Source organism: Fibrobacter sp. UWR4 (assembly GCF_003149045.1).
Taxonomy (GTDB): Bacteria; Fibrobacterota; Fibrobacteria; order Fibrobacterales; family Fibrobacteraceae; genus Fibrobacter.
On sequence record NZ_QGDU01000001.1, the window covers coordinates 242,971 to 255,655 of the forward strand.

Consider the following 12,685-nt stretch of genomic DNA (forward strand, 5'->3'; position numbering starts at 1 on the left):
AGTACATGCTATTTAAAGAGAGTTTCATCTTTATATCTCAAGCAGAACCTTCCTGGCAACCCTAATCTCTAGTTTCTAGTCTCTAATCTCTATTTCTCTCTTTCCTTAATCAAATTTCTCAAGTCGTCCAGTGTAATGGTGTACTTGTTGCGGCAGAAGTCGCAGACCATTTCAAGATCCTTGCCTTCCTTTTCCAAGTCCTTCAAGTCGCTGAGAGGCAGTGCTGCCAGGGAGCTGATGGTGCGTTCCTTGCTGCAGGGGCAGTAGGCCTTGGCGCCAAATTCCTTGATGACTTCAATTTCGTAAGGGCCTTCGAACTGGAAAAGCAGTTCGTCCACCATGGTCTTGCCACCGTTCTGCTGGGCTGCATACATGTCGGAGAACTTGGGGAGGTTCAGCACCACCTGTTCCAGGATGGTGGTGTCCTTTTCTTCCATTTCGGGGAAGGCTTCCACGTAGAAACCGATGGCGTAGTCCAGCTTGCTGGGATCTTCCTTGTTGAACTGGGCCTCGATGCCCACTGCGGAGAGGATCTGCTCGGACTGGTACAAGTAGGTGGCCAGGTTCTGGCCCATGGAGGCGCTGACAGCCTGGACCACGCTTTCGTGGACGCGCTTGCCGTATTCGTTCAGCTTCACCACCTGGTAGTTCTGGGGAATCAGGGCCGGTTCGTCGCCCTTGATAGCCTGCAGGTCGTCCTGGGGGATCATGGCGCGAACGAAGTAGTAGGATTCCTCGTCTTCCTTGCGGCTAATGAGGGGGCTGGTATCTGCCTTGGCGTAGGAAATTTCACCACCAAAGGTGGCGGTGACGCTAACGGTACCCTTCATCTTGAGACTGCTGCTCAAAAAGATGGAGGAAATGGCGGTTTCAGCCAGCAATTTCAGGGAATAAGACTGTGCGCCGTGCTTTGCGCCGATTTCGTTCATTGTGTTGGTAATATCCACAAGAACAAGGCGGAAGGGTGCCTGCTTACCCGTAGATCGAATAATGCGGTCTTTAAAATTCATGACTCAAATTTAATAAATATTGCAAATACTCCAAACGGTTTATATCTTTATGACGGGGGTGTTCTCATTTTTTATAAGAAGGAAAAATCGTGGAACACAAAAATTTGGCTGTTTTGGTCCTGCTTGTGGCGGGAATATCATTTGCGCAGACTGGCCTTATGGGCGGTTCTGACGGTATCCATCAACAGAGTACAAAGACTTTGGGCCAGTGGCATTTCACTGCTGGTACGGGCGGTAACGTTTCTCTGGATCCTTGGGCGCAGACTCGCGGTGGCGTTTTCTATGAAAATGGCGAACGCATCAAGATGCATGATGTGAAATTGTCCGCTACGGGTAACTTCTTTGCTGCACTGGGCTTTTCCGATCGTGTGGATGTAGGTGTTGCGGCTGAAATCAACTACGACCGCACTGATGCCCAGGATATTGATGAGGCTACCCAAAGCATCCGTCCCGGTGATATGGATTTCTGGATCAAGGCCCGAGCCCCTTTTGTTAGTGATGAAAGTGTATTCTCCTTGGCTGCCCAATTGGATGTCTTTATGCCTACGGGAGAAAAGGTGACGGGTACTCGCCCTCGCCATGCCTGGTTTATTAAGGGGAGAGAAGCTACTAATCCATTTACCGCTGATGAAGTGGTGATTGGCGCAACAGGCATTTTTACGGTTGACCTGGGAAAGATTGATATTCCGTTCCGCTGGAATGCTGCTGCTGGATTTGTGTACGCAAGCCAAGGTGCAAATACTTTGGTGTACAATACAGGCCTTAACTGGGATATGTCTTACTGGATTACCGCCTTTGTGGAATACTCCGGTGAGTTCCGCGTCGAAAACAACGGTATGCCCATCGACTTCTTTGAAGATCCCATGCATGTGACTCCGGGCATTCGTTTACACCTGCCACAAAATATTGACTTGGTGGGTGGCATCGACTTGTCTACCCGTATGCTGCGAGTGGGGTACAACCGCAAGGAAGAACTTAAGAATATCGAAAAGTACACTATCGGTTATGACGATGACCATGGACATTCCAAACGGTATGGTTACACTCCTGGAGCTACCTATGCATTGACTGGCCTTATTTCCTGGACCTTTGGCGGTGACCACAAATCCTATAAGACCGCAAGGGACGATCAGCCTGTAATGGATACGGTCCAGCTGGCAAGAACCGATACTGTATTTGTCGTGGATACTATCGTTAAGTCGGATACTCTGATCAAGGTAGATACCATCTTTAAGTATGAATCCTTCACTGTTGTGGATACAATGCCCGATGCAGACCAGGATGGGGTATCCGATGATCTGGATTTGTGCCCCAATTCACCTCCGGGAATTGTGGTGAACCGTAATGGATGCCCAAGAGACTTTGATGGGGATGGTATTCCTGATTACCTGGACCAGTGCCCTAATACCAAGCCCGGTACAAGTGTTGATTCCACTGGTTGTGCAGTGAACTTTGATCTCAATGGGCTTGAGAAGAACATTGTTTTCAAGAGCAAGTCTACGGCTTTGGACAAGTCCAGCCATAAGACTCTGGATGAACTGGTGTTCCTGATGATTGCTCGTCCTACTATGGGTGTAGAAATTCAGTGCCATATGGAAAAATTCGGCAAGGAAGGCAAGGCTCAGACTATTGCCCAGAGTCGCGCTCAGTCTGCTGTAGATTATCTTGTTCGTAAAGGTATTGAGGCCAATCGCCTTCGTGCCACAGGTCTTGTAGTTGAAAAAACTGCTGCAGAAACAAAGACCAAATCTAAGAAGAAGGCTGAGCCTAATTGTGCTGTAAAACTTGTAATCTTCCAGGTGGCAGATGAAGAAGTGAAATCTGATAACAAGACAGAAGAAGCGGACGTGAATCCTGCAGAAGAGAATAAACCTGCAAGTGCACCGGATAAGAAAGACGTGAAGGCCGAAACAAAGAAGGCTGATGTCGAAAAGAAAGCGGAATAAGAAATAAAACAAAAGGTCAGGCGTTGTGCCTGACCTTTTGTATCTCAAATGTTCAAAAGAATTACTGGTACTTGAATTTTGCTTTGAACAGGTACTTGCAATCCAAGGCGTCGTCGCCCCAGTGTTTGCTGGATCCTGCTACCAGGTGGATGCCGACGTCTGCGATACCTGCGATGGCGCGGCTCATATTGGCACAACGCCAAATGCCTCGGAGAACGTCGTCACATTCCTCGCGGGTGAGGTTTGCTCCATCAATTTCGCCACGGAGAATGTATAGACCGTCGTGAATGAAGGGCGCGGCGTTGTAGGTGTCGTTACCCTGCTTGATGTGGGGAACGATGCAACTTAAAATTTCGGGAGCGGACGCACCGTCGGTCATGAATCCCTTTTTAAAAGTACAGGTCATGACGAAATTGCGGGTCTTCTTGTCGGACTTGGTGTAGCGAGTGCCCTTGACGTACACGATGCAGTCCTTTGTAAACCAATAGGTTTTGTCCCCTTCGAATTCAAGGGGATAATCCTGGCTTACGGATTCTACGGTGATTGAATTTTTATCCTTTTTTTTTGACGAGCCGCCAAAAAGGCTTGAAAAAAAACTAGCGATACCCATTTATTACTCCTTTTTTATGGGATTTTCTTGTTTTTACCCCCCAAACTAGGGCTTTACGCTAGTAATCTACATATTACGTTGTTGAAAGTATCATTGTAAAAAATTATTTTAGAAAGGAGTTATTTTTGAATAAAGTACATCGGATTTATGAAAGAAACTGTTGCAACTCCTGTTACTCCCACGACGATAAACCTGACTGGGATTCAAAATATCAAGCCGAATGGATCCTTCTCCTTGGTTAAAGCCATCGAAACTTTATGGAAAGAACGTTGGCTGTTGTTGATGTTTATCCTGGTGGGGGCCGCTGTAGGTGTTTTCATCGGAAATTGGGCTCGTCCTCAATATAGTAGCGATGCCTTGCTGAAATTGGAAGTGAAAAGTGCCAAGTCTAGCAAGCCTACAGATGTCCTGGATTTCTTTTTTGAGAAGGCGAGTCCTGCTGATGCTGAAATTGAAATGATTAAGAGCCGCAAGGTTCTTAGTTATGTGGTCGATGCTGAAGGCTTGTGCTTCAACGCAGTTCCGGTGGGAATTGTGGATCGTCTTCGCAATAACGAAGGCCGTATGGATGTGCAAAGCCTGGTCCTTCCTGCTGAGCGCCGCAAGGGGTGGACCGCAAAGATCGTGAACGACCGCTCTTACGTAGTATATGGTCCGGATGGCAACTCTGTCATGAAGGGTGAGGTCGGTAAGGAATCTGTGGGTAAATTTAAGGGGGACTCCGTATCCATCCTGGTAAGCAAGATCAAGGGACAGCCTGGTCAGGAATTTGATTTGCAAATTACCACCCCGCTGAAGGCCGCCCGTAGTTTGGCTCAACAGTTGAAGATTGAAGAAAAGGGCAAATTGACAGGCATTATCGGCATTACCTACGCTCATCGTTATCCGGATCGTGCCATGTCCGTACTGAATTCCTTGACGGATGTGTACCTGAATCAGAATATTGAAATGCGCAGTGCAGAGGCTGCAAAAACCTTGCAGTTCCTGGAAGAGCAGCTGCCTAGTGTAAAAGCTCGTCTGGATTCGTCTGAAAAGAAACTGGCAGACTACCGCCAGAGCATTGGTTCCGTTGATGTATCTGTTGAATCTCAGGCCTTGATGAAGAAGGAACACGACTTAAACGTCCAGATTATGAACCTGGAAGCGAAGCGTCAGGAGGCAACCCGCCTGTTCAAAAGTGAACATCCTTCTGTTCAGACGATTACCCGTCAGTTGAGCAGACTTCGTAATGAATTGAGCAAATTGAAAACTGATGCAGAAAAGATGCCTCTGACTCAGCAGGAAATCTTGACCATGCAGGAAGAAGTTGCCGCTAATAACGCACAGTATACCTCCATGCTGAACAATATCCAGCAACTTCGTACGGTCCGTGCGGGGGAAGTCGGTACTGCAAGCGTGGTGGATTACGCTGTGGAAGACTCTGAACAAATAAAACCTCGTAAGGCGGTTATCTTCCTGTGGTCAGTAGCTATCGCATTTGCGATTGGAGTCCTTCTGGTTGTGTTTATTCGTTTGTTCCGTAATGGCGTTCGTAATTCCCTGGAAATTGAACGTCGAACAGGTATTAGCGTGTATGCCAAGGTACCGGAATCTGGTAACCGCGACCTGAAGAAGAAGGACCGCAAGGGAACTCTCCCGCTGGTGTGCAGCAATCCGGAAGATCCTGCAAGCGAGGCTCTCCGCAGCGTATTTACCTCGGTGGAATTCTCCGCTACAGCAGACCATCCGGTAATTATGGTTGCTGGTCTTGTTGCTGGAGTGGGTAAGTCTTTTGTGTCTCGCAATCTGGCTGCCCTTTACGCAAACTTTGGCAAGAAGGTACTGCTGATCGATGTGGACATGCGTCGTGGTGTTGTGTATAGCAAGAATGCTCAAGGCCTTGCTGATATTCTTTCTGGAAAGAGATCCTTTGACGAATGCCTTTCAAAGACGGATGTGGAGGGCATGTGGGTGATTGGCTCTGGCAAGCCTCTGCAGGCTCCAACGGACTTGCTCCATGGGGAAACCTTTGCTGAACTGCTAAAGTTTGCTAAGCAAAATTTTGACGTTATCGTGTTGGATACTCCGCCCATTAATCTAGTGGCGGATACTGAACTGGTACTCCCGCTGGTTGATTTCTCCCTGTATGTGCTGCACTACGGCCGCCACACTATGGATGAAATCGACGAGGCTGTCAATAAGATTGAACGCCTTAGCGAAGCACCTAGAGCATTCGTCATGAACCATTGTGATCGAGACCTTGGATCTCGATACTATTACAATGGTTACGGCTACGGTTTTAAGAAAAAATAAACCCGCAGCTTCTGCGGGCTAGTGTGAATCTGAAATTCGCAATGATAATCCTGAATGTCGTGAAGAACGAATTCAGGATTTTTTTATCGTGCTACGACCTGGTTGCGGATCTTTTCGGAGATGTCGCGATTGGCAGCCTGTGCCAGGCATTCGAAGGCGAATTCCTCTGCAGTGCCTGCGCCACGGCTGGTGATGACATTTCCATCGACCACGACGCGATCTGTAAGGAACTGCTTGCAGTCCAGCTCGACTTCGCAGCCCGGGAAACAGGTGCACTTGCGGGTCTTGAGGAGGCCTGCCTTGGAAAGCACCAGGGGAGCGGCGCAGATGGCGAAAATCCACTTGCCGGCGGCGTCGAATTGCTTGAGAACTTCTGCGACGGCTGCGGATGCCTTCAGGTTCTGCACGCCAGGACCGCCACCGGGGAGGCAGACTGCGTCGAATTCAGCCAGCTTGCCGCTTGCGGTAATGTTGCTGAGGAGAACGTTTGCCTTGATGGCAAGACCGTGGGCGCCCACCACGTCAAGACTGTCACTGATGGAGGCCAAAGTCACGTTGAGGCCGCCGCGCTGCCAGTAGTCGAAGGGGGTGACGAATTCGGTTTCTTCGAAACCATTTGCCAGAAGGAAAAGAACGTTCATAAATACCTCTGTTTTTGCCGCTAAAATAACAAATGCTGGACAAAAATTGAGTAGTCTTTTGAAATTTGAACGTTTGAAAGGACTGTATTCGCGAAATTGTGTCACCAAATCCAAGAAAATGTGTGTTTAGTGACAGAAATTTCAAACAAAGTAATTGAAAATGGCGGATTATTTGTTAGTTGTAATAAAAAAGACTCTTTGTTTGTCACTAATTAGGTCTTTTTGATGATTTGGTGATAAAACTTTTAAAGTTACTTTGCAGACAAAGTAAAAATCATATCACTAAACTTAGAGAAATTCACGTTTAGTGACAAAAAATATGGAAATGGATCCTTCGCTTCGCTCAGGATGACGCGCGAGGTCGCTCAGGATGATGCACGATTTACCCTACGCTGTGTTCCAGCTTCAGGGTCAGTAGCTGTCTTGCTTCAGTAGCGAATTCGCCGGGCAGTTCCTTGAACACGTCCTTGCAGAATCCGCCCACCATAGCCTGGATGGCGTCTTCACGCTTGATGCCACGGCTCTCGAAATAGAACAGCTGGTCTTCGCTGATGCGGCTGGTGGTGGCTTCGTGTTCTGTCTGCGCTGTGGGATTTGCCACGGTGATGTAGGGGAAGGTGTGGGCCGCACTCTTGGTTCCCACCAGCATGCTGTCGCACTGAGTGTAGTTACGGGCTCCATCAGCATTTTTGCGGATGCTGACTTCGCCGCGGTAGGCGTTGCTGCTGCAGTCGGCGCTGATACCTTTAGAGATAATGGTGCTCTTGGTATTCTTGCCGATGTGGATCATCTTGGTGCCGGTGTCGGCCTGCATGTGTCCGTTGGTCAATGCCACGCTGTAGAATTCGCCAACAGAGTTGTCACCCACCAGAACGCAGCTGGGGTACTTCCAAGTGATGGCGGAACCGGTTTCCACCTGGGTCCAGCTGATGCGGCTGTTCTTGCCGGCGCATTTACCGCGCTTGGTCACAAAGTTGTACACGCCGCCGGCGCCGGTTTCGCGGTCGCCTGCGTACCAGTTCTGCACGGTGCTGTACTTGATCTTGGCGTTTTCGTTGGCCACCAGTTCTACGATGGCGCTATGGAGCTGCTTGCTGCTGAATTCCGGAGCGGTGCAGCCTTCCAGGTAGCTGACTTCGGCGCCGTCGTCTGCGATAATCAAAGTACGTTCGAACTGGCCTGCTTCCTTGTTGTTGATGCGGAAGTAGGTGCTGAGGTCCATGGGGCACTTGACGCCTGCGGGAATGTAGACGAAGCTTCCGTCACCAAACACGGCACTGTTCAAGGCGGCAAAGTAGTTGTCGCCTGCGGGAACCACGCTACCCAGGTACTGTTCGATCAGTTCCGGGTATTCCTTGATGGCATCGGAAATACTGCAGAAGATGATGCCCATTTCCATGAGCTTCTTCTTGTGGCTTGTATAAATACTGACGGAGTCGAACACTGCGTCCACGGCCACGTTTGCCAGGCGCTTCTGTTCGTCCAGGGGAATTCCCAGCTTTTCGAAGGTGGCCAGAAGTTCCGGGTCCACGTCCTCGATCTTTTCGTGAGCCTTCTTGTTCTTGGGTGCGGAATAGTAGACGATGTCCTGCAGGTCCACAGGGGCAAAATTCAGCTCGCCCCAGTTGGGTTGCTCCATGGTCAAAAGCTTTTCGTAGGCCTTAAGGCGAAAATCCAGCATGAACTGGGGCTCGCCGCGGAGAGCGCTGGCACGACGGATGACATCTTCGTTAAGGCCTTTTTCAAAAGCCTCATTTTCGATATCCGTTACAAACCCGTACTTGTAGTTCTCGCTCATTTAAAAACCTATGGATTAATTCGCGGACAAATATACAAAAATTGTAGGGAACGCAGGTTGGGACAGCTTCGATTGCCACGCCTGCTGCGCAGGCTCGCAATGACAATAGGGCGGGATTTATTATCTTTCACTCACACAATGCTTATCTTCGAGGCTAGGAAATGAAGGAAAGAGAAAACTTTGCATCTCGTTTAGGTTTTATTCTGATTGCGGCCGGTTGCGCCATCGGTATTGGTAACGTTTGGCGATTCCCCTTTATTACGGGTCAGTACGGCGGCGCCGCATTCATTCTTATCTATTTGTTCTTCCTGGTGATTTTGGGCCTTCCTGCTTTGATTGCAGAATTTGCCGTGGGCCGCGGAAGTAAGCGCGGTATCGGCCGTTCTTTCGAGGAACTGGAGCCTGCAGGGACCAAGTGGCACTGGGCCAAGTATCCCATGATTGTCGGGGACTACTTGCTCATGATGTTCTACACCACTGTGAGTGGCTGGATGATGTATTACTTCTACCACATGGCGGTGGAAGGGGATATTCACGGCTTGACTCCCGCCCAGGTAGGGGAACGCTTCGGAACCATGCTGGGTAACCCCAGTGTTCAAGTTGGCTGGATGGCCATTGCCACAATTCTTGGCCTCGGCATTGTCTCCCTTGGCCTCCAGAAGGGTGTGGAACGTGTTACCAAGACCATGATGTCCCTCCTGTTTGTCATCATGATTATCCTTGCCATCCGCGCCGTGACTCTCCCTGGTGCTGATGAAGGTCTGAAGTTCTACTTGCTTCCGGACTTTACCCGCCTTCAGCAGCAGGGGATTACCGAAGTAATCTTTGCCGCCATGGGCCAGGCATTCTTTACCTTGAGTATCGGTATCGGCTCCATGTCCATTCTGGGAAGCTACATCGGCAAAAAGCATTCTCTGGCTAAGGAAGCCGTCAATATCTGCGCCCTGGATACCATTGTCGCCCTGCTTGCAGGTTTGATCATCATCCCGAGTTGCTTTGCCTTCGGTGTTGAACCGGGTGCTGGTCCTGGCCTTGTATTCGTGACCCTCCCCAATATCTTTAGCCAGATGCCTGCTGGCCGCTGGTGCGGTGTTGCCTTCTTCCTGTTCATGAGCTTTGCTGCCCTTTCCACTCTGGTGGCCGTGTTCGAAAACATTGTGGCCTTCTGGATGGACCTGAAGGGCTTTGACCGCAAGAAGGTGGTGACCTGGAATATTGTTGCCATTATCCTCCTGTCCTTGCCTTGTGCATTGGGCTTTAACGTCCTTTCCGGATTCCAGCCTTTTGGTGCCGGTAGCGGTGTCCTTGACTTGGAAGACTTCCTGGTGTCCAACACCTTGCTTCCGTTGGGAGCGATGTTCTTCGTAGTGTTCTGCAACATCCGTTATGGCTGGGGTCAGAAGAACTTCTATGATGAAGTCAATACCGGCAAGGGCATGAAGATGCCTGGAAATGCTGTGGTCCGTTTCTACATCAAGTGGGTTCTTCCCCTGATTGTGCTGGTAATCTTTGCGATGGGTTATATCCAGAAGTTTGCCCCTGATTTTTATAACCAGATTTTGGGTAAGTAATTACACCGCATAAATAAATAAGCTTGTAACAAAGAGAGCCGACGGAATCAACCGTCGACTTTTCTTTTTTTATAGTTTATGTCATTTATTGACATTGTTTTAAACCTATATTTATCTGCGTAACAAAAAGAGCCGCACCATAGCGGCAAAGGTAATTAGGTTTAGACATGCGTTATATCATCAGTGCTTCCCGCTCCGCTTCCCGTGCAATCTTCCCCGTAGCAATGGCTCTTACTCCTGCTGTTTTTGCGGGAATGTTCTTCCTGTCCGGTAGTGCCCTTGCTGCCACCGCTGTGGCTGTTGCCTATGCCAGCGTTATTTTGGGTGAAAAAATAGGCTAAAAAGAGTGCTTTGGGGTAGGTGCCTGCTTAAGAAAAAACTGCATCTTTTATATATTATAAGGGGTGTTTATGAGTTTGGCGAAAGTTAGGTACCTATGAGAATATTAGGCGTTCTTGCCATATTGCTTTTTTCAATTACGGGCTTTGCTAGCCCGACTTACTCCATTTTTGTGAAAGATGCTGCTGAATTGCAGAATTTGCAGCAGAATCTTGAAAGCCTGAAAACGGAACTGGGTGCTGATAACCCTCAGGTTGACTCCTTGATAGCCCGCGCAAGTAGAATTGCGGAAATGAATAACCGCTGTTCCATGATCTCCATCAATGACGTGTTGGATGAGGAATGCGGGCATTTCTACTCTGTGGACTTGCCGGAATTCGAAGCTCAGTATATGGACCTTACTGGTGAACTTCGTCTGAACTCAGTGAAGTTGGGTTCTTCGCTGGCGGAACGTACGGAGCAGATTCAGGTCTGTGCTAATGCTCTTGGTGGTATTCTCGTCTCCAAGGAAAAACTGCTGAAGTTGGATGGTTCCGTTGATCTTGAACCGCTGGATTTGGCTGGCGCTTTTGACGCAACCTATGACTTTAACCTGTACTTCGATGCAAATCGCATGAACCAGCAGAAAAATCTGATGGAACGTTGGGTTGAAAAGTGTAGCGAAGTTGTTATTCGCAAGGCTCACGATGAATTTGCACCACTGTTTGTGGATCGCATCAAGGCGGTAAATGACTCCCTGGCAAAAACTAGCGCCAATGTGCGGATTGTTCTTGAACCGGAGTACCTTGATTTCTATCTGGATTTGAACAAGACTGTTGCTGGAGCTTACTTCCTGAATGGTGCACAGCTTTTTAATGTGGAAGCTTTGCCTATGGGCCGTAGCTATTCCCATATCATCGTAAGCATTCTGGACAAGAAGGTGGAGATGCCTCTTGGTACTGACGGTAAAATGCAGAACTTTAGAGGCCGCGTGGAATTCACCGCCGCCTATCAGGAAAGAGACTTGATGGGCCGTTGGTTCTGGGGGAATAAAAAGGCTATTAATCGGGCTCGTGTGAAGGGTGAAATTTCTTCTATCGCCATTGTCGGCGATTCTACAAGACCTGCTCCTATCGTTAAAAAACTTGCTTCTCTTGATACGACCGCTTTGATCAGCTCCAAGGCAGATCCTGTTGTGCAGGACGCTGCGAATGCTGCCGCAAAGGACGCTAGCGCTGCAAAGGATTCCGGTTCCAAGAAGTCTTGGATTCCTCCTGCAATTGCAGGAGCAGTCATGATTGGTGGCGGCGTGATGGCTGCTGTGTTCAATAACAAGGCCAAGTCCGAACGAGATAAAACTCCAAAATCGCAGAAAGATTACGACGACATTTGTGATAAGATTGATAATGCCCAGACGGTTCGTGCTGTGGGACTTGGTATTGCTGCTGTTGGACTTGTTGGCCTTGGCGTCACATTGCTGTTCTAAGGAGAGTGGAAAATGAAAAAGTATTTTGCATGTCTTGCACTCTTTGCTGCCGTGATGTATGTGGGTTGCTCTGACTACCTTGATGAATTCAAGGATGAGTATGAAGATCAATTTGCTCAAAAGGTTGATGAGCCCAAAGATGATGAGATGTCGTCTGATAGTCATGATCCCGTAATGAGTAGTGGCATTGAGAATAAAAACTCCAGTGACTCCAAAGACTTAAAGTCCAGCGATTCTCAGAATCCTCAATCAGGTTCTTCCAGTTCTGTTACTGGGGAAGATGCTGCAAATCGTTGCAGTGGTACTGTAATATATGATGTTTCCGTTAATCCTAGTCAGACCGTATTTGGCTCTCATTTTAAATATGCTGGACGTGGTGAGGGCTATGTTCCTGCTGATGAAAATGGTTTGAACATGGAACTAGCTCCTGGTATATTTGCGACTCTCGTGTTTGATGAAACCAGGGATGTTTCTTCTTGGAAAGGAATTTGTATTGAGTATACAGCGGGATCTACCACTGACTTGAGTTTTACCAACTCTAATAAGAATGGGCAAGTAGCTGCTTTTTTTAAGATTTCGCCGTCCTCTAAATTACAAAAATATGAGGCTAAGTGGGAAAATGCTAACAAAGTTGGTGATTTTGACTTTAAAGCGGTTTCTACGATCAATTTTGGAGATAATGGTGCAAATCTTGTCGTGTCAAGAATCACCACCATTGCTGATGTGGATCTGTCTTCTAACAGTTCAAAAGTCTGCGATGGAACAGTGCTTTACTCTACGGAAACAGGCGATGTTGGAAGTGGATTCTTCCTTAGAAAGGATGATCCTAATGACGGGTTAGGTGTCTCGTCATCCACAGGTGTTTTATTTCATACGCGGATTCTCATCGTCAAGTAAATCCGATCTAGGCTGAAAACAAAAAAAAATCCCTAGAAAGTGAATTCTAGGGATGGTTAGGTTTCTAACTTGCGTTTTCGACCAAGAAAAGGACAAGCGATGAGACTTAACCGAGA

The 12,685-nt window shown here is 48.2% G+C and carries 10 protein-coding genes; 6 read left to right on the forward strand and 4 right to left on the reverse strand.

Features of this window, described 5'->3' with window-relative positions; all coding sequences use genetic code 11:
* Positions 1–89: 89 nt before the first annotated feature.
* A complete protein-coding gene (locus BGX12_RS01100) occupies positions 90–1,010 on the reverse strand; it encodes an Hsp33 family molecular chaperone HslO (protein WP_109734241.1) in 921 nt (306 codons plus the stop codon).
* An 89-nt stretch (positions 1,011–1,099) separates the two neighbouring features.
* Between BGX12_RS01100 and BGX12_RS01105 the strand changes: the two genes are divergently transcribed.
* Complete coding sequence (locus BGX12_RS01105; RefSeq protein WP_109734242.1) at positions 1,100–2,956, forward strand: OmpA family protein; 1,857 nt, start codon at positions 1,100–1,102, stop codon at positions 2,954–2,956.
* A 61-nt stretch (positions 2,957–3,017) separates the two neighbouring features.
* Here BGX12_RS01105 and BGX12_RS01110 read toward each other — a convergent pair whose 3' ends face one another.
* Complete coding sequence (locus BGX12_RS01110) at positions 3,018–3,566, reverse strand: DUF1353 domain-containing protein (RefSeq protein WP_109734243.1); 549 nt, start codon at positions 3,564–3,566, stop codon at positions 3,018–3,020.
* A 147-nt stretch (positions 3,567–3,713) separates the two neighbouring features.
* Between BGX12_RS01110 and BGX12_RS01115 the strand changes: the two genes are divergently transcribed.
* Complete coding sequence (locus BGX12_RS01115) at positions 3,714–5,858, forward strand: polysaccharide biosynthesis tyrosine autokinase (protein ID WP_109734244.1); 2,145 nt, start codon at positions 3,714–3,716, stop codon at positions 5,856–5,858.
* An 83-nt stretch (positions 5,859–5,941) separates the two neighbouring features.
* Here the strand turns inward: BGX12_RS01115 and BGX12_RS01120 are convergent, their stop codons facing one another.
* Positions 5,942–6,499, reverse strand: a complete 558-nt coding sequence (locus tag BGX12_RS01120) for a DJ-1 family glyoxalase III (protein WP_109734245.1) — start codon at positions 6,497–6,499, stop codon at positions 5,942–5,944.
* Positions 6,500–6,881: 382 nt separating this feature from the next.
* Positions 6,882–8,297 (reverse strand): Fe-S cluster assembly protein SufB, encoded by a 1,416-nt coding sequence (sufB, locus tag BGX12_RS01125; RefSeq protein ID WP_109734246.1) that lies wholly within the window; start codon positions 8,295–8,297, stop codon positions 6,882–6,884.
* A 161-nt stretch (positions 8,298–8,458) separates the two neighbouring features.
* Here sufB and BGX12_RS01130 point away from each other — a divergent pair, with 161 nt between their 5' ends.
* From BGX12_RS01130 to BGX12_RS01140, 4 genes are all read left to right on the forward strand, one after another.
* Entirely contained in the window at positions 8,459–9,868 is a 1,410-nt protein-coding gene (locus BGX12_RS01130; protein WP_109734247.1) for a sodium-dependent transporter, read from the forward strand.
* Between the two features lie 167 nt (positions 9,869–10,035).
* Entirely contained in the window at positions 10,036–10,209 is a 174-nt protein-coding gene (locus BGX12_RS15410; protein WP_158278129.1) for a hypothetical protein, read from the forward strand.
* 95 nt (positions 10,210–10,304) lie between these two features.
* Positions 10,305–11,672: a hypothetical protein gene (locus BGX12_RS01135; protein ID WP_146196210.1), complete on the forward strand. Its 1,368-nt coding sequence runs from the start codon at positions 10,305–10,307 to the stop codon at positions 11,670–11,672.
* 12 nt (positions 11,673–11,684) lie between these two features.
* The gene (locus BGX12_RS01140; protein WP_109734249.1) at positions 11,685–12,569 is read left to right on the forward strand and encodes a hypothetical protein; all 885 of its coding nucleotides are present in this window, start codon (positions 11,685–11,687) and stop codon (positions 12,567–12,569) included.
* Positions 12,570–12,685 lie beyond the last annotated feature (116 nt).